This is a genomic window from Cohaesibacter marisflavi, assembly GCF_900115225.1.
In the GTDB taxonomy this organism is placed as follows: Bacteria; Pseudomonadota; Alphaproteobacteria; order Rhizobiales; family Cohaesibacteraceae; genus Cohaesibacter; species Cohaesibacter marisflavi.
Genome location: NZ_FOVR01000002.1, coordinates 380,776 through 405,820, shown reverse-complemented (window position 1 = coordinate 405,820; position 25,045 = coordinate 380,776). Strand labels below are relative to the sequence as shown.

At 53.8% G+C, this 25,045-nt stretch carries 22 protein-coding genes and 1 tRNA gene; 9 read left to right on the top strand and 14 right to left on the bottom strand.

Translation table 11 applies throughout. The features are described 5' to 3' along the window. Positions 1–56 precede the first annotated feature (56 nt). Both BM258_RS05245 and aroA read right to left on the bottom strand, forming a co-directional pair. Entirely contained in the window at positions 57–812 is a 756-nt protein-coding gene (locus BM258_RS05245; protein WP_090069692.1) for a helical backbone metal receptor, read from the bottom strand. Between the two features lie 5 nt (positions 813–817). Beyond that, on the bottom strand, positions 818–2,155 hold the full coding sequence (gene aroA / locus BM258_RS05240) for a 3-phosphoshikimate 1-carboxyvinyltransferase (RefSeq protein ID WP_090070389.1): 1,338 nt from the start codon (positions 2,153–2,155) through the stop codon (positions 818–820). A 256-nt stretch (positions 2,156–2,411) separates the two neighbouring features. Here aroA and BM258_RS05235 point away from each other — a divergent pair, with 256 nt between their 5' ends. Both BM258_RS05235 and BM258_RS05230 read left to right on the top strand, forming a co-directional pair. Next, complete coding sequence (locus BM258_RS05235) at positions 2,412–2,795, top strand: TIGR02300 family protein (protein WP_090069690.1); 384 nt, start codon at positions 2,412–2,414, stop codon at positions 2,793–2,795. Between the two features lie 406 nt (positions 2,796–3,201). Further along, positions 3,202–3,277, top strand: a tRNA-Ala gene (locus tag BM258_RS05230). 298 nt (positions 3,278–3,575) lie between these two features. Here BM258_RS05230 and BM258_RS05225 read toward each other — a convergent pair. Genes BM258_RS05225 through BM258_RS05215 form a run of 3 tightly spaced genes read right to left on the bottom strand, consistent with a single transcriptional unit; the run spans position 3,576 to position 6,133 of the window. After that, positions 3,576–4,529: a TIGR03571 family LLM class oxidoreductase gene (locus tag BM258_RS05225; RefSeq protein WP_210186664.1), complete on the bottom strand. Its 954-nt coding sequence runs from the start codon at positions 4,527–4,529 to the stop codon at positions 3,576–3,578. A gap of 10 nt (positions 4,530–4,539) precedes the next feature. Further along, on the bottom strand, positions 4,540–4,992 hold the full coding sequence (locus BM258_RS05220; protein WP_210186663.1) for a nuclear transport factor 2 family protein: 453 nt from the start codon (positions 4,990–4,992) through the stop codon (positions 4,540–4,542). A 1-nt stretch (position 4,993) separates the two neighbouring features. After that, complete coding sequence (locus BM258_RS05215) at positions 4,994–6,133, bottom strand: alkene reductase (protein ID WP_090069685.1); 1,140 nt, start codon at positions 6,131–6,133, stop codon at positions 4,994–4,996. Positions 6,134–6,281: 148 nt separating this feature from the next. Here BM258_RS05215 and BM258_RS05210 point away from each other — a divergent pair, with 148 nt between their 5' ends. Beyond that, positions 6,282–7,208 (top strand): LysR family transcriptional regulator, encoded by a 927-nt coding sequence (locus tag BM258_RS05210; RefSeq protein WP_090069682.1) that lies wholly within the window; start codon positions 6,282–6,284, stop codon positions 7,206–7,208. A 167-nt stretch (positions 7,209–7,375) separates the two neighbouring features. On the opposite strand, the gene BM258_RS05205 is transcribed toward BM258_RS05210, so the two are convergent. The 7 genes from BM258_RS05205 to BM258_RS05175 form a co-directional block, all read right to left on the bottom strand. Further along, on the bottom strand, positions 7,376–8,542 hold the full coding sequence (locus tag BM258_RS05205; RefSeq protein ID WP_090069680.1) for an MFS transporter: 1,167 nt from the start codon (positions 8,540–8,542) through the stop codon (positions 7,376–7,378). Further along, entirely contained in the window at positions 8,539–9,903 is a 1,365-nt protein-coding gene (locus BM258_RS05200; RefSeq protein ID WP_090069678.1) for a PDC sensor domain-containing protein, read from the bottom strand. The genes BM258_RS05205 and BM258_RS05200 overlap by 4 nt, the downstream gene beginning before the upstream one ends. A gap of 20 nt (positions 9,904–9,923) precedes the next feature. Next, positions 9,924–10,994 (bottom strand): ligand-gated ion channel, encoded by a 1,071-nt coding sequence (locus BM258_RS05195; protein WP_090069676.1) that lies wholly within the window; start codon positions 10,992–10,994, stop codon positions 9,924–9,926. A gap of 25 nt (positions 10,995–11,019) precedes the next feature. Continuing rightward, positions 11,020–12,306, bottom strand: a complete 1,287-nt coding sequence (locus tag BM258_RS05190) for a glutamate decarboxylase (protein WP_175527927.1) — start codon at positions 12,304–12,306, stop codon at positions 11,020–11,022. 399 nt (positions 12,307–12,705) lie between these two features. Beyond that, positions 12,706–14,010 (bottom strand): TRAP transporter large permease, encoded by a 1,305-nt coding sequence (locus tag BM258_RS05185; RefSeq protein WP_090069672.1) that lies wholly within the window; start codon positions 14,008–14,010, stop codon positions 12,706–12,708. 15 nt (positions 14,011–14,025) lie between these two features. Then, positions 14,026–14,532, bottom strand: coding sequence for a TRAP transporter small permease (locus BM258_RS05180; RefSeq protein ID WP_210186662.1), 507 nt, complete (start codon positions 14,530–14,532; stop codon positions 14,026–14,028). 15 nt (positions 14,533–14,547) lie between these two features. Then, positions 14,548–15,537 carry a sialic acid TRAP transporter substrate-binding protein SiaP gene (locus BM258_RS05175; protein ID WP_090069670.1) on the bottom strand — a complete coding sequence of 330 codons (990 nt, stop codon included), beginning with the start codon at positions 15,535–15,537 and terminating at the stop codon, positions 14,548–14,550. A 188-nt stretch (positions 15,538–15,725) separates the two neighbouring features. Between BM258_RS05175 and BM258_RS05170 the strand changes: the two genes are divergently transcribed. The 6 genes from BM258_RS05170 to BM258_RS05145 all read left to right on the top strand — a co-directional run bounded on the left by BM258_RS05170 (position 15,726) and on the right by BM258_RS05145 (position 23,821). After that, complete coding sequence (locus BM258_RS05170; protein ID WP_090069668.1) at positions 15,726–16,622, top strand: dihydrodipicolinate synthase family protein; 897 nt, start codon at positions 15,726–15,728, stop codon at positions 16,620–16,622. Between the two features lie 26 nt (positions 16,623–16,648). Continuing rightward, positions 16,649–17,329, top strand: a complete 681-nt coding sequence (locus BM258_RS05165) for a GntR family transcriptional regulator (RefSeq protein WP_244544599.1) — start codon at positions 16,649–16,651, stop codon at positions 17,327–17,329. Continuing rightward, complete coding sequence (locus BM258_RS05160) at positions 17,330–20,014, top strand: alpha-L-rhamnosidase (RefSeq protein WP_090069660.1); 2,685 nt, start codon at positions 17,330–17,332, stop codon at positions 20,012–20,014. It abuts the gene before it with no gap. A 68-nt stretch (positions 20,015–20,082) separates the two neighbouring features. After that, positions 20,083–21,663, top strand: a complete 1,581-nt coding sequence (locus BM258_RS05155; protein WP_090069658.1) for an FGGY-family carbohydrate kinase — start codon at positions 20,083–20,085, stop codon at positions 21,661–21,663. A gap of 24 nt (positions 21,664–21,687) precedes the next feature. Further along, entirely contained in the window at positions 21,688–23,328 is a 1,641-nt protein-coding gene (locus BM258_RS05150; protein ID WP_090069656.1) for a signal transduction protein, read from the top strand. 166 nt (positions 23,329–23,494) lie between these two features. Further along, positions 23,495–23,821, top strand: coding sequence for a c-type cytochrome (locus BM258_RS05145; RefSeq protein ID WP_090069653.1), 327 nt, complete (start codon positions 23,495–23,497; stop codon positions 23,819–23,821). Positions 23,822–23,840: 19 nt separating this feature from the next. Here the strand turns inward: BM258_RS05145 and BM258_RS05140 are convergent, their stop codons facing one another. Both BM258_RS05140 and BM258_RS05135 read right to left on the bottom strand, forming a co-directional pair. Beyond that, positions 23,841–24,326, bottom strand: a complete 486-nt coding sequence (locus BM258_RS05140; RefSeq protein WP_175527926.1) for a TlpA family protein disulfide reductase — start codon at positions 24,324–24,326, stop codon at positions 23,841–23,843. Positions 24,327–24,333: 7 nt separating this feature from the next. Continuing rightward, on the bottom strand, positions 24,334–25,044 hold the full coding sequence (locus BM258_RS05135; protein WP_244544598.1) for an ABC transporter ATP-binding protein: 711 nt from the start codon (positions 25,042–25,044) through the stop codon (positions 24,334–24,336). Position 25,045: the final 1 nt, after the last annotated feature.

The following is a 25,045-nucleotide window of genomic DNA, read 5'->3' as shown; positions in this document are numbered from 1 at the left end:
GTCTCACGTCTTTTCTCTTTGATCCGGCGGTGCGGGATGTCGCGCCGAATTCTTCCTTAGCGACCCAATTCGCGTTCCAGAAACTCAAGGCTCCGGATGCCATACCAACTGAGCCACTCGCCATCGACGAAGGCGTGGGCAAAGGGCAGCTCAGCCAAGAGCTGCTTCTTGGCATGAAACGGATAGGGTTCTGAGGCGCACAATAGGAGAGTCGTTTCCGGATCGAAAGCATCGAGATCGATCACGGGATATCTTTCATCAAAATGCGTAATCTCGACGCCAAGGCGTGAAAGGCTATCACCGATGAAACACTCCCGGCTGACAGCCATCCATGGTTTGCGCCAAATGAGATAGAGAATTTTTTCCGGTGGTCGCACGGGCTGCCGCCCCCATTCCATCAATGCAGGCAAAGGGGTTTCCGGTTGCCATGGCTTCTTCTGAAGGCTCAATAGTGTGTGGCACCGTTCGGCCATCTGCTGCAATTTATCATTGGCCAGCAGGCTTGCCAGATCGGCGAAGGTCGCCGCCATGTCTTCCAGCGACGTGACATGGGTGACATGACAGGGAATGTCCGTCTGCTCGCCCATGAAGCGGGCATTCTCTTCCCTGTCCAGCAGGATCAGATCCGGCTTTGTGGCCAAAAGCTTATCCCAGTTCCAGTCCTTGGTGCCCCCGACGACGGGAATGTCGGCGACCGTCTTCTGAGGGTGTATACAGAAGCGCGTGCGTCCGACCAGTATGATACCGGCTGCCAGCAGGGTTTCCGTCCAGCTGGGGACAAGAGAGATCACGCGCTTTGGTGTCGCAAGCATCGGCTCTATTCAAACTCTGCGCCAAGCGCTTCCATGAGATCGGCAAAGCCGGGGAAAGATGTATTGATGATGGCAGCGTCATCAACGGTCACCGGTTTTTCTGCCCCCAGCCCGAGGACAAGGAAGCTCATGGCGATGCGGTGATCCAAGTGAGTGATCACCCGGCCTCCACCCGCAATGGTGCCCCCACCCCTCACGACAAGATAATCCTTGCCTTCTTCGAAAGGCACGCCATTGGCTTCGAGCCCTGCGGCAACGGCGGCCAGTCGGTCGCTTTCCTTGACGCGCAATTCTTCCAGGCCTTCCATGCGGGTTTCCCCTTCGGCATAGGCAGCCGCCACACTCAGCACGGGATATTCATCAATCATGGAAGGCGCGCGTGCTGCAGGCACCGTTACACCTTTCAGCGCAGAGCTGCGCACGCGAATATCGCCAATGCGCTCGCCACCACTGTTGCGTTCATTCTCGATGGTGATATCCGCGCCCATTTCCAGCAATGTGGTAATGAGGCCAGTGCGGGTCTCGTTGAGCAGAATGTCTTCAATGACCAGCTCCGAGCCCGGCGTTATCAGAGCAGCCACAATCGGAAAGGCAGCCGAAGACGGATCACCCGGTACGGTGACGTCCTGTGCGGTCAGCTCTTGCAGACCTTCAATCGTCAGAACAGTCTCGCCCGCGTCATTCATCTCTTCGCCGAGCGTTGCGCCAAAGCCGCGCAGCATCTTCTCGGTATGATCACGGGTCTTGACCGGTTCGATCACCCTTGTGGTGCCAGCCATATTGAGACCGGCCAGCAAGACGCAGCTTTTCACCTGCGCTGATGCCATGGGCACGCGATAGGTAATGGGCTGGGCCGGATCGGCCCCTTTCAGTGTCAGTGGCAGGCGATCACCAGAGCGGCTCAGAACCTCGACACCCATCTCGCGCAAAGGATTGAGCACACGCCCCATCGGGCGGCTGGAGAGGGATGCATCCCCCATAAAAGTCGTCGCAAAGGCATGGGCGCCGGCAATCCCCATAACGAGGCGCGCACCTGTACCGGAATTGCCGAAATCAAGCACACCGGTCGGCTCTACCAAAGAGCCCGTGCCGAGCCCCTCGACATACCAGACATCTTCATCATCTTTGCGCACAGTGGCGCCGAAGGCTGCCATGGCCTTGGCCGTATTGAGCACATCCTCGGATTCAAGCAAGCCGTGAATTTGCGTTTCTCCGCGGGCCAGAGCGCCAAAGATCAGAGCCCTGTGCGATATGGATTTGTCACCCGGTACACGCAAATGACCGCGAAGGCCTGAACACTTGCGCGCGGCAAGCGGAGACAAGTTGGTGCTGTCGTGAGCCATTCTCACCCCTTGCTTGATTTCCATACTGGGCCTTTTGGCAGAATTGCGCATAATAAAGCAATCCTGCAAGGCCATTTCTTCGTTGAAACGGAACCCGACTTACACCATATTGCCCACTACGTCACGCCAACTTCGGAAGAAAAGAGTAAATTGACTCTGTTTTCGACTTTTAGCTTTTGACAGGCCGCATAAGGTTAGCTAATGGAGTTGGTCAAATCTTAGAATCGAAAACCTTGCTAGGTGAAGAGGCAAAGCTGTGGCACGACCAGAACTTGGAACCAAACGCGTCTGTGCAGATTGCGGCGCTAAATATTACGACCTTAACCGCGACCCGATCGTTTGTCCCAAATGCGGGACGATTTACGAATTGGCCAAACCATTGGCTGCTGAAGTGGCTGAGGTCGATGAAAAAGAAGAAGAAGTTGTAGCAACCACCGCGGCTTCGGACGACGATGGTGATGCGGAAGTCATCTCCCTTGAAGATGCTGACGCTGAACAGGCTTCTGATATCGATGTGCCGGATCTCGACGACGACGATAACAGCGATGACGCTGATGTCTTCCTTGACGACGAAGAAGACGAAGAAGCCCTCGATGCGATCGGCCTCGACGTGGCAGTGCCAAACGAAGACGACGAGTAATCAATACGCGCTCTTTTCAGGTGGCTTATGGCCCTTTGTGAAGAGCATGCGTATTGTCCGATCCTTCGCGGCGGCAATCTTCTTATATCAAATACAAAGCGCAGCCGGAAACCGCTGCGCTTTTTCTTTATCCCGTCTTGGGCGGAGGCCATCGGCCCTTATAGATCCTTGTTGGAATTTTGCTCCTGTCCCCTCGCCAACCGCCGAAGCCAAATGTTTGTCAGCCCATATAATGCCCCTCTCATTGCCTTTCAGGCACCGCCAATTGGCCTTTGGGACCAGCCTTTGAGAAAGACATCATCTATCTGGGGAAAGAATCCACATTTTCATGAGAATGGGGATTGATTTCACCTAAACGCTTCAATATGTTCCGCTTCACCACAAAGCGAATATGACGCTTTGATGTGGGGCTATAGCTCAGTTGGGAGAGCGCGTGAATGGCATTCACGAGGTCAGCGGTTCGATCCCGCTTAGCTCCACCATTTCTTCCCATCTATTTGATATCTATACATAACGTTTGATTTCAAGCGGTTGGTTTGCTGTGTTGATATACAATACTGGTACTCAACTTTAAAGAATCTCCCTTGCCACGCGCATCAAACAACCTCATCAAAAGAGGAAAGAGATACTCCTTCCATAATTGCGATCACCAAGGCCTCATCGAGCATCTTGTAAGCTGGGCGTCATTCCGGACCCCGCTTTCTCTTCAAGCCGTCTTCCGATGGTTTTCAAACGCCAGATGATCAGCACAAGGGCCAAGCATCTGGCATTCGTTTTCCATCATGCATCTGTAAGGGCTGGCAGGACATATGTCCCCATTTCCTCGATGACCGACTGCGCCGGGCGGTGCGAGGGCTTGAGGTTGAGTGCAATATGCTGGACACCAAGATCACGGTGGCGCAAAAGCCGGTCTATCAATGCATTCCGCCCTATCCGCACCACATTGTAAAACCGCTGGTAAGGTGCATCCGGGTTCGGATCCAGATCAAAGAACGTGGAGTATCCGTAGCCAGGTGGCGTTCTGTCCCCTGCCGCAGCCTTTAGAGACGAGATAATCTCGCGGATTGCCTCGTCATCATCCACCGCCCAGATCCATGCATCGATGGTCTGCGCAAGCCACTCGATGGATTGTCGAGAGCGCCCAACGGCCATCAACGGAAGCCGCCCATTCAATGGCTTGGGGTGCATATCGAGATTGCCTGCAAAGGTGCCAAAGCGCTGTGTCTTGATTCGTGGGAAACGGTTTTCAGACAGGGCGCAGATCAACTCCACCTGCTCGCGATAGCGAGCACCGCGATCCTCGAAATCGACATTGAAGGCGGGATATTCCACGGGCCGGTCGCCCGTCGACAAGCCCAGAATGAAGCGCCCATCTGACAACCGGTCCATCGAAAGCGCCTGTTTGGTGACCGAGATCGGCTCGCGCAGAGGCAGAACAATGCCGGTGGTACCAAGCGTGATGTCTTTCGTCACCGCAGACAGGAAACCCAGATAGACGAATGGATCGAGCATCTGTGCTGCGTCGCCAAAATTGGGGTCATAAAAGGGAACGTCCCGCACCCAGATGCTGGCAAAACCCGCCTCTTCGGCCAGTTCAGCAACCTGTTGATGATCATCAAGGGTTGGAAACGGGCTATCGGGATAGGATTCAATCGGGGTGATCAGCCCAACCGTCAGGCGGTTTTCAGAGAAGACCCGGGAAAAGCTCCGCGGGGGCGTTGTAATATCATTCATGGCGACCGTCTCACTCTTCATCATTGGGCCAGACAACATCAAGTACAGAGCGCGCAATGCGCCATTCGCCGTTCACACGAACGTAGCTGTCCTCATACCGACCAAGCAGCAGGAAGGGATGCAGGGTGCTCTGGCGATCCGTGACAAAGTCCAACAGGTAGCAGCTGCCGGTTGCCGCATCCGGGCCGGTCAGAGTGATTTCGTGGTTCGCAACCGCATGGACAAACGGATAGTGGCCGCGGTTGAGGGTATCAAAGCTGTGATAGGCCTCCTTGAGGCTAGCCTTGATTTCCTCAAGACCACTCATCGAGCCAACAGTCACTTTGACTTCGGCGTCCGTGGTGAACACCTCACCCATCCGGTCGGCCTTTCCGCCATCAAGGAGCGCGCTATAATGAAGGCGCAATGCCCGGATCTCTTCGCGATCCAGCAAGGCGTTGATGCGATCGGTCTGTGTTGTCATGTTACTTGTCCTTCTGCGCGGCATTTGTCTGTTGAGTGTCCACTTGTTCGCGCCAGGTGGGAAAATCCGTGTAACCGGCAGAACCTGTGCCGCCATAGAAGGCCTCACGCGGTGCCTCGTTGATCGGCCAGTCATTCCGCATCCGCTCCACAAGATCCGGATTTCCAATGAAAGGCTTGCCAAAAGCTATGAGGTCGAGTGCGCCGTCCTCGAGCGCCTGTTCTCCTGTTTCCTTCGTAAAGCCGCCTGCTGCAATCAACGTGCCTGTAAACGTCTTGCAAAACTGGGAAGGGAAACCCGCAGGCATCGCTTCGCCGCCAATGGTCAGTTGGTCACTGAGATGGACATAGGCTGGCTGGCGCGCCTCCAAAGCTTCGGCCACGGCAAGCCATGTATCGGCTTCTCCGTCATATCCGGTCATGCCAGAAAGCCGCCCGAAGGGAGAGATGCGAACACCGGTCCGGTTCATTCCAATCTCCGCAGCCACTGCATCGATGGTTTCCATGAGGAAACGCAGCCGGTTCTCAACGCTGCCGCCATAGCGATCCGCACGCTGGTTGGAATTGGCATTGAGAAACTGCTCAAAGAGATAGCTGTTGGCCCCGTGGATCTCGACCCCGTCAAAACCCGCAAGCATGGCGCGCTTGGCGGCGGCAACGAAATCGGCCGTAATGCCAGCTATTTCGTCTGTTGCCAGCGCGCGCGGAATGCTGGCCGGCTGCTGACCGGGTTGACCATCCGGACCGATGGCATAGGAAAGGGCTCCCTCCGCCCGCAATGCACTCGCCGACACCGGGGCAGCACCATCCGGCTGCAGCGAGGTATGGGAAACCCGACCAACATGCCACAGCTGAACGAAGATACGTCCGCCTCGCTTGTGCACGGCCTGTGTGACCTTCGCCCACCCGGCCCCCTGCTCATCGGTGTAAATGCCGGGCGTATGGAGATAGCCGTTGCCTTGCTGACTGACCGGCGCTCCTTCGGTGATGATCAAGCCGGCACTGGCGCGTTGCGCGTAGTAGATAGCGGTTTGATCATCCGGTACACCGGTCTCGGCGCGCGAACGCGTCATGGGGGCCATAACCACCCGATTGGGCAGTTGAAGACCGGTAAGATCAAAAGGTGAGAAGAGCAGGGACATGAGAGCTGTCCTTTCAATAGATCCGATAAAGAGAATTTGGTTGCATGTCGTTTGCGTAGATCGGCATGCCATTGCCACTCAATCTATTGATCATTCTCAAAATTATAATATACTTCAAATTCCCTTCATTCCGTCCTGAGATTCCAGAATGATAAACACAACTGATCCCTTTGCTGGCGTGCGTGAATTTGTGGAAGCTGTACGTAGCGGTTCCTTCACGGGGGCTGGTATGCAGCTGGGACTAACCGGCTCGGCCGTGGGCAAGAGCGTCAGTCGCCTTGAAGCAAGGCTCGGGACAAAGCTCCTGCATCGCACCACCCGTCGCCTGTCGCTCACCCCGGAAGGCCAGCGCTATTTCGATGGCTGGGCGGAGATTCTGTCTGATGTGCGCAGCCTTGAAGACTCGGTCGTCGCACAGAGCGGGCGCATTTCGGGACGGTTGAATATTCACCTGCCAGCGGCATTCGGGCGCAGGCATGTGCTGCCCGTCCTGACCCGACTGGCGGGCGAGCACCGGTCGCTCGATCTTTCGGTCAACTTCACGGAGCGACGCGTGAACCTTATCAACGACGGAGTAGATCTCGTCGTGCGGATCGGATCTCTGGCAGATGATGCGGACCTTGTGGCTCGGCGGCTGGGACGCCAACGACTGGTGATTTGCGCTAGTCCGGATTATATCACACAGTTCGGTGAGCCTGAAACGCCTGCGGACCTCATTGAACACGATGGCATCATCGGCAGCCGTCGTGAAGACAGCCCCGCAGCCTGGTTGCTTCGCCAGCCAGATGGCACCTCCACGCCGCACCTCATCAGGGTGCGGCACGAATTCAGTGACGGTGATGCCATGCTGGAAGCCACGCTGGCTGGCGCAGGTCTCTCGCAATTGCCGACATGGCTGGTGACAGGCGCTCTCGCGACCGGAGCACTGGTGCCTGTTCTTGAATCCTTTGCAGGAGCCGAGATGCCCATTCACGCGGTATGGCCCCGATCGCGCTACCTGAAACCGGCACAGCGAGCGCTGATCGACACCTTGGTAAAAGACGCCACCCGCCCCGATTCTGCCTACTGGTTGTAAGCCTCATTGCTTTTCACAGGAGCGGTTCTGAGGGGCATTCGAAGCAAAATGGCATCCACTGCTCGCGCAACCCATTCGCTGACCTTGGGTGTCCAGACTATGCGGCGAAGCAATCTCTCTATTGCTGCCGTTTAAACAGGGTGCAACGCTCGCAAGAAGTGAAAAATTTATGTTGCGGGGTCGGCTAGATTGCGGACAACAGAAAAGCGGGATGCTATCGATCTGAAGAAATAGACCAGATAGCACATCGCGGCCACCACGATGGTATAGGACAAGCCCTCGGCACCGACAATATCCATACTGGTGCCGATGATACAAAGGCCAATCATGCCACCAAGCGCATCCATAAGCGTATAAGACATGTTGGCTGACATCTGGTCCTCCTGGCGGAATTGTTCACCGATAATGTTCAGCCCCAGCGCATAGATCCCCCCCATACAGCCACCCCACAGATAAAGCAGGCCCAGAGCGACAAACAGATGAGAGTAGATTGCAAGTGACAGGAAAGAAGCACAGAAGACCGAGACACAGACACAGATGAAAACGAGACGATAGTGACTGTAAAAAGCAGAGAGCGTGCTCACAATCATGCCCAGAGTAACGCTTCCCAGCATAAACATCGTTAGCAACAAAGCGGCATCTTCTGCCTTCAGGCCATTCTTGATGCCGTAAATCGTGAGAAATGACGGTAGCCCGAAAAAGCAAAAACCACCCACGACAGCAGACAGAAGAATGAGTTTGGCATGTTTGAAAACGAAGCCAATGCGTGCCCTTTTGTCAGAATGAAAAGACGGGCGACTTTTGACAACCGTCAACATGGTTGCCAGAACCAGAAGCGAAATCATACTGCTGATAATAAAAGGCAAGCGGCTATGCATATCGGTAAAGCGTAAAATAATGGGGGCCAGTGCGATACCCAACGATAGGGCCGAGGAAAAGAGCCCCATGATCAGGCCCTTGAGTTTGCCAACTGAAACCATGTTCAGCCAGGTCTGCACCACGACAAGAAGAGCATTGGTCGTGAGGCCATAGATGAACATGCCTGCGATCCAGCCGACAATCATGTCATTGTTAGACAGGAAATAGACGACCGCACAGCGCACCAGAGAACAGATGATGATGGTGTTGATCACACCGAGCTTTTTGACAAGCAGTGAAATCCTGCTCGAAAAGACAATCAGTGCAAGAATATCGCAGGACATGATAAAGCCGATCAACGCATTGGTTGCTCCCTGCGACTGGAGCACGAGCGGAAAAGTGATATAGTTGATCCCTGATGACAGTTGGATGCCAAAGGCGGCAAGCACCAGAATGAAGGGGGTAATCTGTTTCATTCGGCAGCCTCTCGCGCATTGTCTTCTTCATATTTGCTTATTGGAAGCTCCAATGAGAGACTTGAATTCTCATTCTCATTGTTTTCTGCGTCTTCCTGCCAACTGACATGGCCGCCCATGGCCTTTACGGCGGCAACTGCCTTGAAGAATTCGAGATCCTGCACGCTGTAGAGTTCGGCTTTCGAGTACTCTGGTTCTAAGTTCCGATCAGACATTCCCTCGCTTGGGTGATGGCCTTGGGCCTTGAACACCATTGCAAACGTCAGGCTGTCGACAGCTTCATCGAGCCGCTTTATATCGAGCGTTACAGTATTAGCCCCAGCCATTGTTCCAATATGCGTGCAACAGATAACGAGCAGCTCTTGAAGGACGTTCTTATCCGCCAGCAGAACAGGTGGAATAGCCTCATCAGTCGAGATAGTCAGGGATGTGGAAGGGAGCATCCGGGCCTTAACATCATCCATCAATGCATCAATTCGGAAATTTTCCTTATCTTGAACGAGCGCCTCTGTGCTTTTTAGATACTCTAGCCAAACCTTGATCAAAGGCGTCAGACCGTCTTTCTGTGGCGTTTTTGCAAAGACCTCAAGCAGATCAATGAAGTTTTGTTTGACCAAAGCAAGATGGTCACCTCTCTGTGCTTGTCGTGACTGCAAAAAGGCATTCTGTTGGCCCAGAAAGGCAGCATATTTTCGCGAGATCCATGTCAGCAGCCCGATGATCAGGCCGATAAAGACCACAATGAAGGCAGTTTTCTCAAAAGCCAGCCGGATGGGATAGATACGGCTGTAGAAATCATTCAACTGAAGATCCATTCCGAGCACACCAACAAAGGCGCCCTGCGCATCATAGAAGGGCGCATAAGCGCTGATGAAGGTGCCCCATTTATCGGTGTAAGGATCGGATACGACCTTCTTTTGAGACTTCAGAGCTTCGATCAGCTCCGGGGCTGCGTCATCATAGCGTTCCATCAAGGCCGGAGGCACATCCGGTTGCCCATCACCATCATTGTCATTCTGAGGACTGGGGTTAAGGATGAAGAAGACATCATCGCCCTTGAGAATATTGGTGTAGATATACCGAATATTGGCTGATGCCTGACGGATTTTCTCCAGCGGTCTGATAGCTGCCAGATAGTCCGGATCGTCGCGCGCAGTGGACTTATCAAATGTCTTGTGCAGGTCGCCGTCAATGGTTGTCGCAGCGGCAGACACATTGGAAAGCAGACCGATCTTGATCTCCTTTTCCAGCACATCAACAGACTTGCTGTAGATTAGAAAAGCCAGAAAGCAGATGAGGGAAACCACGAGACCAGAAAGAATGGCAGCCTCCATTTTCGGTCTTGTCTTGATGATGTCCATGGGGCCTCACTCTTGGCGTTCTACAGATCAAAAATACGAATTTGAAACAGGATGATGCAGATAATGCAGATCGGATAGAAAACGCGCGCACTACGCATAAGCTTAGCCTTGTCAAAATCCTCCGATTTCCTCTCGAAGAGCTCGGCCGCCACAATCACAACCATACTGGCAAAGATGCTCAGATAGCCCAGTATCGTGAGCATCCCCATGAAGGTCGTGTAGGGTAACCGCGGCAAAAGGCTCGTTGCCTGAAAGGTGAAGGCTACAACCGTCAACATGAGTGTAAAGGCAATCGAGATATTGGTGAGAAAGTCATCGACCCAGAAGACACACCACGACGAGGTGATGATCAGGATCAGAGGCAGCATGAAGTTCCAGACGTAATAGTCGCATTTCCGTTCAAGCGTGAAATTCAGATTGTAGCGTGAGAATTCGGTTTTGCTGCCGTCTTCGCTCAGGTGCGAATAGTCCTGATCACTGATGAAAACCTGTTTGTCGACGATATTCCATTCAGCCAACATGTCCATATTGACCAACTCGGGATACACTTTCGGGTCGACAAATTCAAAACGGGTTTTGTCGTAGGAAAAGGATTCCAGCTGAACGGTCAGTATTTGGTTGTCGAAAGGAAATTTGCGAAAGTCCATCGGGGTTGAGAAGGTGGCCTGAAAACGCTCATTGTAAAGAACCTTGCCGTCTTCACCTATCACCACCTGTCGGTTGGCAACGGACCGGTTCCCAACCACATTGATAAATTCAATTGCCGGAATACGTAGGCCACCGGCTATCAAATTATCAATGGCGCTGTTCTCATAGACATCCGGGGCGACTGCACCGCTTTCTATGCGCTCCACCAGCCCGTCGTCCTGCCAGGATGTCACAAGATAGCCGTCGATCACATAGGTCTCGTTCAACTCATTAAGTTCGTAGATCTTGTTGATGTTGAGAGCAACGCTTGCCTTTGTTCCAAGTTGCTCGCGGCTTGAAGACGGCGGCTGAGCAGAATAGCCAGGGGCGGCAATCATCCACGAAAACATGATAAACAACGTGCCGGCAATCAGCCTTCTACAAGTCATCGCCCTCTGCGTCATGCTTCTGTTTTCCTTGTCGATTATCTCAAATTGCGTGCTTCAATGGGGGAATGCATCTTACCTGCTTACTCAGAATGTCAGCCACGTCATCAAGCAGGGCATCCAGTCTGTTGCGGGTCATGTCCTCTCGAATGACAATCCGCATTGCGTTGCAGCCTATATTTTGCGGCATTGCAAAATGAGGGAGCATCCAGCCTCTTTCTCCAAGATCTCGGCACAGCGCTTCCTCGGTCAAAGCGCTGCCCGACTTAAGGCTGAAAGTAATAACCGGCAATGAAAGGGTGCTGATAATATCGAAGCAACCCATTGCTTCCAGGCTTGCCGCAACATAGCGGGCATTTTTCATACAGCGCTCGATAATCGCTCCATATCCGGCGCGGCCGAAATGAAGGAAATTGAAATATTGCGCCACAACAAGAGATGAGGAACGAGAAAAAGAAATCGCGTAGGACTGGGTGTTACCGGTGAGATAGCTCGCCGTCATGTTCATTGCATCAGGAATAATGGATTGGTCTCGCAAAATGAGCCAACCAAGACCGGGATAAACCAGTCCGAATTTATGCCCGGAAAGATTGATTGAGCGGACAAGAGGCAAAGCGAAATCCCATACCGGTTTTGCGGGATCTTCAAGAAACGGCAGAATGAAGCCTCCTATGGCACCATCGACATGAATGCCCACATTCCAGCCGTTGCGCGCGTTCAGCTTCATAAGCGCATCGTTTATCTTCTCTATCGGATCGCAAAAGCCAGAAAAGGTCGAGCCCATGACGGCGACCACACAAATAGTATTTTCATCCACCAGATCAACGACATTTTGCAGTGGGTAGCGATTGATCCTCTTGAAGCTCGCTTCCCGCACTTCAACGCCCAGATAAAGCGCAAATTTCCGCCAGACCAAATGTGCGTTTCTGCCAAGAACGATATTGGGAGCGCGTTGCAACTGGCTGCGTGATGCGCTGGCTTGCCAAATTAGTTTATGCATCAGCATCGCAATGGCACAGGCTTCAGACGACCCAGACGTGGAGCACCCTGCTGCATGTTCTACATTCGGTGCCCCCAAAAGATCGGCGATGGTTTGGACCAGCCTCTTATGAATGTGCGTGGTTTCACCATATTCATTTTGATTGGCAAGATTCTTGCCCAGATGATCGCAGATAAGGCGATCAGCTTCTGGCTCCATGCGCACAGCTGTAAAGCTACCCAGATCCATATATGGATCACCGTCACCTTCGAGCTCTAGTGAAATCTGCTGATAAGCTTTTGCCGGCGCCATTCCAAAATCGCTCAGGCAACTGACGAACTCTTCTTGCATTGGCATCATCCATCTTTCGACGTTTCGCACCTTGAAAATACTCTGATAGGTGATGGAAAAAACCAGAACGTCGATCGTACGCGGATGCATCTCTGTGTAAGCAGACCTTAGAAACCGCTTCCAAGGAGGCTGTCTGAAAAGAAATGCGGTCTGGATGCAATGTTAGATAGACAAAAATAAAATACGTTTTACATCCACAGGCTGCGACAAAATGCCCTTTAAAAACAAAGCTATCCTGCCCGCTTATCCGATTTGCATTCGAAACTCCTCACCTGCGACAAAGGTTCACTTCCTGCTTCCCTCGCACGAAACAAAAACGGGTGGCTCCGTCGCTTGGGGCCACCCGTTCTCAGTTTGAAGGCTTTGGGAAAGTGTATTGAAGCCTGTTTGGGAGGAAACTTATAGCATCCCTGCATAGTGAGGCAGCCACAGTACCAGCTGCGGGAAGAAGGTCAGCAGCAGCAGCAGCATGATCAAAAGACCAAGGAAGAGCCAGCTTTCACGGATCATTTCACCAAGCGGAATCCCGTTCAGAGCCTTGATGATGAACAGCAGGATGCCATATGGAGGCGTCACCAGACCGATCATCATGTTGAACACCAGCACGATGCCCAGATGGTGCAAGTCGATACCCAATGCCAATGCGGTTGGGATAAACAAAGGCGTGACAACCAGCATGATTGTCGAGCAGTCAAGCACGCAACCCAGAACCAGGAACAGAGCATTCAGGATCAGCAGGAACTGAACCCGGTTGAGATCCATTGCATCAAAGAATGCGAAGACCTGCTGGGGAACCTGTTCCACGGTGACGATATAGTTGAAGATATAGGCACCACACAGAACGATGGTGACCACTGCCGTCGTCTTGACCGTTTCCCGCACCACCGAGATGAAGGACCAGAAGCCAAGCACACGATAGGCGAAGGCAGCCAAAAGCAGCGCATAGAAGGCTGAAACTGCGGCCGCTTCGGTCGGGGTGAAGGCGCCGGAGTAGATGCCGCCAAGCAGAATGATCGGCATCAGAAGCGCTGGCAGCGCCCGGATCAGAATGATCGGGAAAGCTTTAAGGGGGATAGCTTCCTCAACCGGGAACCCGCGCAGCTTGGCCATGATCATCACCGCGATGCCGAGCGTGGTGCAAACCAGAAAGGCCGGAACAACACCGCCAAGGAACAATACGCCAACGGATGTGGAGGAGATCAGTGCGTAGAAAATCACAGGGATAGACGGAGGGAAGATCGGACCCACAACGGCAGAAACCGCCGTGATTGCTCCAGCAAAACCACGCGGATAGCGATCTTCCTTGATCATCATGTCCGTCAGGACTTTACCGACACCGGCCACATCGGAGATGGCCGAGCCGCTCATGCCCGAGAAGATAAGCGACGTCATGATATTCACCTGCGCCAAACCGCCGGGCACGCGCCCGACCAACGCCAAGGCAAAGGTCAATATTCGGTCTGACACCTTACCGGCATTCATGATGTTGGCAGCAAAAATGAAGAGAGGAACCGCAAGCGCCACGAAGTTACCGAACACACCGTTCAGAACATTCTCGGCAGCCAGACCGACATCTTGTCCGGAGAAAAAGAGATAGAAGATACTGGCAACGATCATCGAGATACCCATAGGCAGCCCGGCAATCGTGATACCAATCATGATGATCAGCATCAGGCTTAGAGCGTGATCTGCGAAGAAGGTCATTCTAACTCAACCCTTTTAAATATATTTTTCCCACTTCTGGCTCAGCAAACCGTACAGCCGATAGGCGGCCTGAACGATAAAACCCAGGATAAACAGCATGTAGCAGCCGTAGATCCAATACATGGGCAAACGCAGAACAGAGCTTTTTTTGCGGGTGAGGAATTGGAGATAATCCCATGTGGCCGGAACCAGCAGCACGAAAGAGATGAACAGTGCCAACATGGAAATGATGCTGAACATCCTGCGCGTTCTGGGATTTACGACGTCGTAAACCACATCGAAAGACACATGAGACTGAACCGGCGTCATGAATGCAGCCGCCCAGAACACGGTCCAAATGAATGCGATCATCGTGATTTCTTCCGTCCACAGAAGAGGCGCGTTCATCACATAGCGATAGAAGATCTGTACAATGAACCCGCCAAAGGCGAACAGGAAGAGCAGGACGCCGATCGCGTCGGCCGCCTTTTTTAAAAGGCGACCGGTTGCGAGCAGCATATCCTTTGAAAGGATATTAGCCATAGCAGCAAATGCTCCTTATTCGGCCATTGCGTTGATCTTTTCGACCCAGCCTTCCGGCCAGTTTTTGGAACGATCCGAGCTGAAGTAGAAGTCCTGCACATGTTTGCGGAATGCATCAACATCCGGCGTTGTGACTTTCAGACCTTCTTCCTTGAAGAAGTCGATCAAACGGGCTTCTTCCTTGTAGCGCTGTTCGTTGTTCCAGTCACAAGATGCCTGAGCAGCTTCGACCATGGCAGCTTTTTCGCTTTCGCTCAGCTGTTCCCAGGTTTGGTTGTTCACGGCAATGTTGAGACCATCAACAAGGTGGTCGGTCAGAGTGATCTGCTTTGTAACTTCGTAGAATTTAGCAGCTTCAACCGTTGGCAGCGGGTTGTCCTGAGCATCGATAGTGCCAGTCTGCAGGCCGAGATACACTTCGCCGAATGGCAGCGGAGTGGGGCTTGCACCAAGAGCCTGGCCAAGGAACAACCATGCATCAGAGCCAGGCATGCGCAGCTTGACGCCTTTGAGATCATCAGGGGTCTGAACGTCTTTTTCGGCACGCAAGTTCAGCTCGCGCGTACCAAGATAGCATGTATCAAGAAGCTGTACGTCCATATCGTTGGATACGGCTTCTTTCAGTTCGGTACCCAGATCCGAATTCAGGAAGGTGCGATAATGCTTCGCATTCTGGAACAGATAGCCCGCCGTCAGCACGCTATATTGAGGCATATTGTCAGCGATCAACTGGAATGACAAATAGGTCATTTCTGCATTGCCACGCTGCAGAGCGTCAAGATCAGCACCTTGAGCGAAAAGGGTACCGGAATCATAGAGCTGAACGTCAAAGCGACCAGGCACTTTCTTTTCCAACTCTTCCTTGAAGACATGCATTGCTTTGGTATGCAGGTCCGAAGGAACCGAAGCCGTGGTGTATTTGATGGTGAGCTTGTCTTGAGCCACAGCAGGTGCAGCAATGAAAGTGCAGCAGAGGAGAGCAGCCGCGATACCACGTGAAATCATGTTTGTGTCCTCCCGAACATAGAATGGTCACACACCAGAACCCTCCAGCCCCGGTGTATAGGAATAGCTCCACGAGAAACTGTAGCGTGAAGAAATTTGTTTGACTAGCTGATATTAACACTTATTGTATCAGTTATCAAATCGAGTATACTACATTCGACTGAAATTTTTATGGGAGGCTGCACCTGATGTTGGAAAATTCCGACCTTAAGGGTGTCGTCGGCGCGGCGATTACGCCGTTCACCGAGGATTATGAAGTAGATATCGAACAACTGAAACGGCATTGCGATGCCCTGCTTGAAGCTGGGTGTGCCTATACGTCCGTTTTTGGAACAACAGGGGAAGGGCCCTCGTTGTCGGTGCGCCAAAAGCTTGAAGCGCTGCGCAAACTCGCCGACATGGGCGCGGATATGTCACGCCAGATCCCTGGCGTTATGACATCATCACTTGATGACGCTGTTTCCATGTATGTGGAAGCCCACAAGCTGGGATGTCGGGCGGCCCTCATTATTCCACCGTTCTACTACCGCAGTGCCGGAGTAGAAGGCGTTGCGGATTATTATGAAGCCCTTGTCAAGAAAGCGGGCAACCCCGGCCTCGACATCGTTCTTTACAATTTCCCGCATTTCAGCGGCATTCCGTTCAGCGTTGAGCAGGTCAAGGCCGTTCAGAAACGCATCGGGTCTCTTGTGGTTGGCATTAAGGACTCCACGGGCGATCTGCCCGGTGGTCTTGAACTGATCAAGGCATTCCCTGAGCTTTCCATTTTCACCGGCAGCGACGCAATTCTGCGCGACATGGTGGAGGCCGGTGGCGCAGGCATGATCGGCGGCATGACAAACCCGTTTGCAAAGGACTGCGTGCAGCTGTATCTTGGTGGCGTTTCGGAAGGCTTCGTGAAACGCGCCACAATGCGTATTGAGACAGTGGACGGAAATGGTGGTCTGAATGTGCTGAAAGCTTTGATGGCCAAGGTTTATGGCAACCCTGCTTTCGCTCGCACCATGCCCCCTATGGAGCCCCTGTCTTCCGACAAGTTGGCAGCCATTGAAGCTGCATTGGCGGAGGCTGAAAAGGCTCTATAGAAACGCCGTGGTGAAAGGAAATTGAAGTGATAGCAGGTCGCGCGATGACAGAACACGCCGATACTTCTCGCAGTGTCAAGGAAACAGCCTATGAACTCTTTCAGGCTGCCCTCTTTGATGGCAAGTTGAAATCCGGTCAGCTTGTTAGCCAGAAGGATCTGGTCAAGCTAATGAATTTGTCGATTGGCGCATTGCGCGAACTGCTACCACGTCTGGAATCGGAAGGTCTTATAACCGTCGTTCCCCAGCGAGGAATCCAGATCACGGCCATTGATCTTCCGATGATACGCGATGCATTCCAGATGCGCGCGGCTCTAGAGCGCGAAGCGGTCATGCATGCGGTCAAGAAGATGCCGGATAGCGTTCTCGAAGAGCAGCGCCAAGCCCATCTCAACATTGTAAAAGCTGTGGAGACCGGGCTTTCCGAGGCCGTTTTGAAACGTGGGCAGCAGATCGACACTGATTTCCACAATATATTGATCCGCCTGACCAACAATGAGATTCTCATTCAGGCCTACAATATCAACGCAATCCGCATCAGGTTGATCCGCCACGATCGAATCAGCTTGACCGAACTGCTGTTGCCTCACACCTTCACCGACCACCTGGCTATTATTGACGCCATCGCCAAGCGCGACACAGCGGCTGCCATTGAGGCGATGGATATTCACATCTCTCATGCTCGACAGAGGGCGACGGAGCTTTAGGTGACTTTACCAATTATCGGGCAAGACGGATCGCTGCTTGCCACAAACCTGCGATGCCAGCATCTCGCGCGCGTGTCAGGGTTGAACAGCCGCCCGCCATTCTTCGGCTGGGCGCTTGAGTGTGCACATTCGGCTCAGAGCCCTTCGCACCAGACAGCATGGCGACTTGTTATCGGCCAATCTGAAAAGAGCGTGCGCGAAGGTGGCGACCTCTTCTGGGATTCGGGCAAATGCGTCGGGGAAGACAATTTCGTTTATGCCGATGAGACACTGATTTTCCCGCCAGACGCCCATCTTTGGTGGAGCGTTCAGGTTTGGGATCAAGACGACAAACCCGGTGCTTTGGCCGAACCGGCAGAGCTATTCACAGGTCTAGCGGAGGATCAGTGGCAGGCTCACTGGATCGGGCGCTATTTCGTGTTGCCTGCCGGACGGGATGTGCCGCAAGACAATCTGTACGATAATCGCTTTCAGGCCCGCCCCGCAGACTATTTGCGCCGCGAGATCGCCCTATCGGACCGTCCCGTGCGTGCCACGGCCTATCTTTCCGCGCTTGGCCTTTATGAATTCTATATCAATGGTGTGCGCATCGGCGAAGATGTCATGGCCCCCGGCTGGACGGACTATCACACTCGCGTCGAATACCAGACCCACGACGTGACCGATCAGCTCAACGCCGGCGAAAACTGCCTTGGCGCAATCATCGGAGAAGGCTGGTATTCGGGCCGAATCGGACATAATCAACGCCGCGCTGGCAACCATTATGGCGGTCGCCCTGCTTTCCTGTGCCAGCTTCAACTGGAATATGCGGACGGACGCATCGAGACGATCATTTCCGACGAAAACTGGATGACCCGACAGGGACCAATTTGCTATTCCGATTTTCTGGCCGGAGAAATGGTTGACGCCCGATTGGAGCTGGAGGGCTGGTGTCAGTGCGGCATCGACACGACCTATTGGCAACCGGTGGAAGAAATCATTCCCGAACCGGGCTTACCAAAAATCGATGCGTCGCGCAGCCAACCAGCCCGAGAAGTCGCACGGTTAGAGCCCAAATCCCTGTTTGTTCAAGGCACGCAGACGACCATCTTTGACTTTGGCCAGAATCTGACAGGCTATGTCGAAATGCATGTGGAAGCCCCCGAAGGCACCCGCTTCCTGTTGCGCCATGGCGAGATGCTCGATGCAGAAGGCAGGCTCTATACTGAGAATCTGCGCTATGCCGTGTCGGAAGATATTTATATTGCCAGCGGCAAGGGCAACGAGATTTTCCACCCCAAATTCACCTTCCACGGTTTCCAGTATGTGGAACTCACCGTCGAAGGAGAAACCTATGCCCAACCCGAGCTGACCGCAATCGCCATCCAGACGGACACGCCGGTTGTTGGCCAAATGAAAACCGGCCACCCGATGGTCAATCAGCTTTTGTCCAACATCTTCTGGAGCCAGAGAGACAATTTTCTCTCTGTTCCCACAGATTGCCCCCAGCGCGACGAGCGCTATGGCTGGGCGGCGGATGCGCAGGTTTTCTGGCGTACGGCCGGCTATTTCATGGATATCTCGGCCTTTCTGACCAAGTGGATGGAAGATCTGATCGACGGCCAGTCGGATGAGGGTGTCTTCCCCGACGTCGCGCCAACCAAACCGCTCAATCCTTATCGGCTGACGCCGCAGCCGGGCGCACCCGCTTGGGGGGATGCTCCGATCATCATGGGTTGGATGCATTACCAGCGCTATGGCGACAAGGACTTGCTGAATCGCTGCTGGCAGCCTTTCGTCAGCTGGATGGACTATATCGAGCGATGCAACCCCGATGGCATTCGGCGCAATCAGGTTCACAACAACTATGGTGACTGGCTCAGCGTTGGGCCGGCGACAGATCGTGAGTTGGTCAACACAGCCTATTGGATCTATATCGCAGACCTGATGGTTGATATCGCGGCGGCACTGGAGCGAGAGGCCGTGCCATGGATCGCACTTGGCACGCGCTTGCGGGCAGCCTTTACAAAAGCCTTTCTGGCAGAAGATGGCCGATTGAAGGGCGACACGCAGACCGCCTACCTTCTCGCCCTTGATTTCGACATCTTACCTGAAGAAGCCACAGAACGCGCAGCGCAGCGCCTGGTAGAGCTGATCGAGCAGGCTGGCGGACATCTGCAAACCGGCTTTCTGGGCGTGCGGCATCTTTGCCCTGTGCTCAGCGACAATGGCGCAGAGGAACTGGCCGTTTCGCTTCTGCTGAAAGACACATATCCAAGCTGGGGCTTTTCCATCAAGCACGGCGCCACATCCATTTGGGAACGCTGGGACGGCTGGACTGAGGAAAAAGGCTTCCAGAGCAAGGCCATGAACAGCTTCAACCACTATGCTTACGGCTCGGTTGGCGAATGGATCTGGTCGCGCCTTGCCGGCATTGACTGGAATAAAAGCGCGCCCGGCTACCGCTCTGTCGTCATGCGGCCAATTTTCGATAAACGCATCGGATTTGTTGAAGCAACGCACGATGCCCATACCGGCCGTATCACGAGCAACTGGCATTTTGAGGAGAATGAAATTCACTGGGAGGTTGCCCTGCCACCAAGCGTTAGCGCCAAGGTGACACTTCCCGGGGACATGACGTCCGATCTCGGTTCCGAGTTCACGCTGGAACCAGGTCATCATGTCATACGGGCTTACCCGCTATAAATTGAAATCAGCACTATAGATACCTTTCTAGGCCTTGGGGGCAAAGAAAGGGTCTGGGAGGACAATCTATGTATTATATCGGTATTGATGTCGGTTCTGCGAGCGCGCGAACCGGAGTGTATGACGCAACGGGCACCCGTCTTGCCTTTGCGACCCGTGCTATCAAACAGTTTCACCCCAAGGCCAATTTTGTCGAGCAATCATCGGACAATATTTGGTCGATGATTTGTGAAGCCACCAGGGAAGCCGTTGAGAAGGCAGGAATTGACGCCACGAAAGTACGCTCAATCGGCTTTGATGCGACCTGCTCACTGGTTGCGCTTGACAAAAACGGCTCCTCCATTTCGGTCTCCGAAAGTGGAGAAGCCGAGCAAGACATCATCATGTGGATGGACCACCGCTCTGATGTGGAAACCGCTGCAATCAATGCAACCGGCCACGACGCGCTCAAATATGTCGGCGGCGAGGTTTCCATCGAAATGGAGCTGCCCAAGATCCTGTGGCTGAAGACCAATTTCCCGGATCGCTATGATGCCGTCTGGCGTTTTTATGATCTGGCAGATTATCTGGTCTGGCGCTGCACTGAAGTGGATGCAGCCAGCACATGCACATTGACCTGCAAATGGAATTATCTGGCGCACGAAGGGCGTTTCCCCACCGATATGCTTGACGCTGTGGGCCTTGGCGATCTGACAGGCAAAGTCCCGACAGATGTTCTGCCGCTGGGCGATGCCGCTGGTACTTTGTGCAAAGCTGCCGCAGAGCAACTGGGCTTGCCTCAAGGCATTACCATAGCAGCTGGCATCATCGATGCCCATGCTGGCGGTCTGGCTCTCATTGGCGCCAAGCCCGAAGGCGGTCTGGCCCTTATTTCCGGTACGTCCAACTGCCACATGATCGTCAACCAGAATCCAGTCATGGTACCCGGCGTCTGGGGCCCCTATTTTGGCGCCATGCTGCCAGGCTTCTGGCTTGGCGAAGGGGGACAGAGCGCTGCCGGTTCTTTGGTTGAATGGTCCATTCACCAGTGCGAGGCATGGCCTCAGCTACAGGAAGAAGCCAAAGCGGCTGACAAGCATCCGATTGCTTTGCTCAACGAGTGGGTCGCCGATCTTGAAGCCCGCGAAGCCAATCCGACCGCTGCCCTTCATGTTCTTGGTGACCATCATGGCAACCGCTCTCCACGCGCCAACCCGCATGCACGCGGTGTCGTCTCCGGCCTGACGCTGGAAACCGGCCGTGACCAGTTGGCCCGGCTCTATCTGGCCACCTTGCAGGCTGTTGCCTATGGCACGCGTCACATCATCGAGGAAATGAGCAAGGCCGGGCATACCATCACAACGCTTTATGTTTGTGGCGGGGCGACCAAAAACCCACTCTGGCTGAGAGAATATGCCAACATCACCGGCCGTGAAATCCAGATGGCCAGTGAAGAGGATGTTGTCACCCTCGGCGCCGCAATCCTAGGTGCTGTGGCATCAGGCGACTTTGAAACTATTCCGACCGCAAGCGCAGCCCTCGTCCAGCCGGGCGACAGCGTCAAGGCCGATCCATCTACTGCCGCTTTCCATGCGGCAAAATATCAAGTCTATCTCAATCTCTATGAAAACCGCGAACATCACAATGCGCTGATGGCTCCGGTCCTTTGATTTGCAATATTCGGGAGTTGAACCATGTTGAAATTGCCTGAACCGGCCGAGCTGATCACAGCTGGCGACAAGGAAATCCTCGTCGTCACCAACGCCGACCTGCGCGAAAGCGCCAACGTGCCTTGCTGGCCTGTTTACCAGAGCTTCTCCGAAGCGCTGGAAAAGGAGCTGAATGCGCAGGGCTACAAAATGAAGCGCGCTCACCCTTATCATGAAGACCGCAAGCACGGCTTCATTTCTTCCCAGAAGGAAGGCTCCGAGCTGTTCTCCCGCATCGATCCGGACGCACCGCTGATCGTTCTGCTGACCGCTTGGCAATATTCCCATCACATCGCACCGTCGCTTTCCAAGCATCGCGGTCCGATCCTGTTGATGGCGAACTTCGATGGCACTTGGCCGGGTCTTGTTGGCATGCTCTGCATGGCTGGCACGCTGACCTCTCTTGGAGTTTCCTATTCCCGTCTGTGGTCGGAAAAATGCGAGGATGACTTCTTCAAGCAGGGTCTGGCCACATGGCTGAAAGACGGCAAGCTTGATCAAGACACCAGCTATCTCAGCGACGTGACAGCCGATCATCCATTGATGAAGAGCGAAGCCGGACAGGATGGCATCAAGGTTGGTGAGTATATCCTCAAGCACAAGGCCATTCTTGGCCTGCATGACACCTTCTGCATGGGTATGATGAACGGCTTCTTCCCTGTAAAAGCCCTCTCCGACATCGGCATGCCGCTTGAATCCCTCTCCCAGTCGGCCCTTCTGGTCGAAATGGAAAAGGTTCCCGCCGAGCTGCGCGAAGCCTGCCTCAAATTCTATGAAGATCGCGGCATGCAGTTCCAGTGGGGCAGCGACAGCGCAACCGAGCTGACCCGAGAACAGGTGCTCGAACAGTGCGCCATGATGATCGCCATGGCACGCATCGTCACCCGCTTCGGTCTCACTGCGGTTGGTGTCCAATATCAGCAGGGTCTCAAGGATTGCTGTGCAGCTTCTGACTTTGCCGAAGGCGCCATCGGCTCCACCGAACGCTTCCCGATCCCGGACGAAGACGGCTCTATCATCTGCGAAGGTAAACCGATCCCGTGCATCAACGAAGTGGACATGGGCACCGCCATTCCACAGGCCATGCTGTTCCGTCTGCTCGATGCCATGGGGCTGCCATCCGAAACGACCCTGCATGATGTCCGCTGGGGCAGCGAATATGAAGGCACTTTCTACTGGGACTTCGAAATTTCCGGCGCTGTTCCGTTCGAGCATATCAAGGGCGGCATCGCTGGCTCCAAAGGCTATCGCCAGCCAGCCATGTTCTTCCCCAAGGGCGGTTCAACCATCGCCGGTCAAGGCAAGGCAGGCACCTTCGTTTGGGCGCGCGCCCATTATGAAGGCACCGATGTCTTCATGCATATCGGCACCGGCATGGCCCATGAACTGCCAGAAGCCGAATGGACCCGCCGCAGTCAGGCAACCAACGCCGAATGGCCGCTGATGAACGCCACTCTTGACGGCTTGGGCCGGGATGATCTGATGGCTGGGCACCAGTCCAACCACATCACGATTGCCTATGTGCCGGAAGACAAACTGGCCTATGTTCTGAAGGCCTTTGTCGCCCAAGCCCTGACGCAAGGCATCAAGGTGAAGATCGCAGGCACTGCCAAAGACATGCTCTGATCGGTCAGATATTGCATAATCAAACAAAGCGGGAGACGTGGTCGGCACGTCTCCCGTTTTTTTGAAAGAACGAGTGCAAAACGCAATGAAGCCTTTGAAAAGGAGCTGACAACATGGCACCATTGATCTGCTAATCTTATGTAAAATCAATGGAAAATGGACTTTTATGTACTGCTTACCTCTGGTCAAATCCGGTAGCCTTGTGCTTGTTCTTTTGGCATCCTTCGTAACGGGTGCGCAGTCCGGCGCACTTGATCAGGGTGCACAGCTCTATGCAGACCGGTGCGCCAATTGTCATGGAGAACGAGGAGAGAAAAAGGCTCTGGGCCGGAGCCGCAAGTTAACCGATATGACAGCCGCCCAGATAGAAGAGACTTTGCAGCCCTATCAGTTGGGCTTACCTGCCAAGACTATGAAGGAGCGGATGAAGTCTGGACTGACAGGTGAGCAGATCGAAGCGCTGGCTGCATATGCGACTCAAAGGGAGCCCTAAGGCTCCCTCGTTTTAATGCTCATAAGAGCCTTTGGACTTTCTGCTCCAGCTGTTCTCTGGTCAGCGGACCATAAATGACTTCTTGCAGAACACCCTTTCGATCAATCAAAAAGGATGTCGGTGCGGCCTGCACACCATATCGGGTAGAGGCAATCTTTAGCTGATCGGACAGCAGCGGATAGCTGACCTTCAGTCTTCGGTTGATATTTCTGATCACCTCAGGGCTCTGCCCGAAATTGACAGCAAAGACAGAGAAATCCTGATCCCCGATTGCGTGGTAGGCTTCATCAATAGCGGGCATCTCGGCCAGACAGGGGCCACAGCCTGCCCACCAGAAATTCACGAAAACCACCTTGCCTTCCAGAGAGGCCAGAGCCACCGGCTCTCCATCTGGTGTCATGGCTGAAATAGCGGGTGCGGGCGCGCCCACGCGCACAGGCTCGTTATCCTGACATCCCGCCAAAACCAGCAAACTCAACAATAATGCGGAAATGATGCGTGTCATGGTGATCTCAGCTCTCCAGATGCCCATGGCGCAGACGGATAGTCCTGTCGGCCATGGCTCCTATTTCAGGGTTATGGGTGACCAGCGCAATGGTTCGGCCATCCTTGTTGAGACGTTTGAAAAGATCGATAATCAACGCTTCGTTTTCTTCATCAAGGTTCCCCGTCGGCTCATCAGCAAAAATGATGGCGGGCTCGTTGACCAGAGCGCGCGCCACACAGACCCTTTGCTGCTCGCCGCCGGAAAGTTGCGAGGGCAGATGACTGGCGCGGCCGCCCAAGCCCACGGATTCCAAAATTGCCTGTGCCTCCCCCGCATCGGCGATGCTGTGATAATGCTGTGCCAGCATGACATTCTCTAGTGCGCTGAGATAGGGGATCAGATGGAATTGCTGGAAGACAAGGCCGATTTTCTCGCGTCGTACCACGGCGCGGTCTGCCTCGGACATGTCCGAGACATTGGTACCATCCAGCAGATAACGCCCTGCGGTGGGAACATCGAGGCAGGAAAGAATATTGAGCAGCGTCGTTTTGCCCGAACCGGACGGCCCCATGATGGAAACGAACTCGCCCTTGGAGATGGAGATATCGATCTGATCGAGCGCCTTCACGGTGTTGAAATGCTTGCTGAGCCCCTCGGTCTTGATGACGTGATCCTCCTGGACAGCAAAGTGCCCCGCGGAGGCCGTGGCAGGGGTCGTGTCTGACATCTGATCCATA

Coding starts and splice junctions, on each gene's coding strand:
- aroA (WP_090070389.1), bottom strand. CDS start 2,155: ATGGCTCACGACAGCACCAACTTGTCTCCGCTTGCCGCGCGCAAGTGT.
- BM258_RS05155 (WP_090069658.1), top strand. CDS start 20,083: ATGTATTATATCGGTATTGATGTCGGTTCTGCGAGCGCGCGAACCGGA.
- BM258_RS05180 (WP_210186662.1), bottom strand. CDS start 14,532: ATGGCTAATATCCTTTCAAAGGATATGCTGCTCGCAACCGGTCGCCTT.
- BM258_RS05190 (WP_175527927.1), bottom strand. CDS start 12,306: ATGCAAGAAGAGTTCGTCAGTTGCCTGAGCGATTTTGGAATGGCGCCG.
- BM258_RS05145 (WP_090069653.1), top strand. CDS start 23,495: ATGTACTGCTTACCTCTGGTCAAATCCGGTAGCCTTGTGCTTGTTCTT.
- BM258_RS05205 (WP_090069680.1), bottom strand. CDS start 8,542: ATGAAACAGATTACCCCCTTCATTCTGGTGCTTGCCGCCTTTGGCATC.
- BM258_RS05135 (WP_244544598.1), bottom strand. CDS start 25,044: ATGGATCAGATGTCAGACACGACCCCTGCCACGGCCTCCGCGGGGCAC.
- BM258_RS05195 (WP_090069676.1), bottom strand. CDS start 10,994: ATGACGCAGAGGGCGATGACTTGTAGAAGGCTGATTGCCGGCACGTTG.
- BM258_RS05140 (WP_175527926.1), bottom strand. CDS start 24,326: ATGACACGCATCATTTCCGCATTATTGTTGAGTTTGCTGGTTTTGGCG.
- BM258_RS05215 (WP_090069685.1), bottom strand. CDS start 6,133: ATGTCCCTGCTCTTCTCACCTTTTGATCTTACCGGTCTTCAACTGCCC.
- BM258_RS05175 (WP_090069670.1), bottom strand. CDS start 15,537: ATGATTTCACGTGGTATCGCGGCTGCTCTCCTCTGCTGCACTTTCATT.
- BM258_RS05245 (WP_090069692.1), bottom strand. CDS start 812: ATGCTTGCGACACCAAAGCGCGTGATCTCTCTTGTCCCCAGCTGGACG.
- BM258_RS05225 (WP_210186664.1), bottom strand. CDS start 4,529: ATGAATGATATTACAACGCCCCCGCGGAGCTTTTCCCGGGTCTTCTCT.
- BM258_RS05170 (WP_090069668.1), top strand. CDS start 15,726: ATGTTGGAAAATTCCGACCTTAAGGGTGTCGTCGGCGCGGCGATTACG.
- BM258_RS05210 (WP_090069682.1), top strand. CDS start 6,282: ATGATAAACACAACTGATCCCTTTGCTGGCGTGCGTGAATTTGTGGAA.
- BM258_RS05220 (WP_210186663.1), bottom strand. CDS start 4,992: ATGACAACACAGACCGATCGCATCAACGCCTTGCTGGATCGCGAAGAG.
- BM258_RS05200 (WP_090069678.1), bottom strand. CDS start 9,903: ATGGACATCATCAAGACAAGACCGAAAATGGAGGCTGCCATTCTTTCT.
- BM258_RS05150 (WP_090069656.1), top strand. CDS start 21,688: ATGTTGAAATTGCCTGAACCGGCCGAGCTGATCACAGCTGGCGACAAG.
- BM258_RS05185 (WP_090069672.1), bottom strand. CDS start 14,010: ATGACCTTCTTCGCAGATCACGCTCTAAGCCTGATGCTGATCATCATG.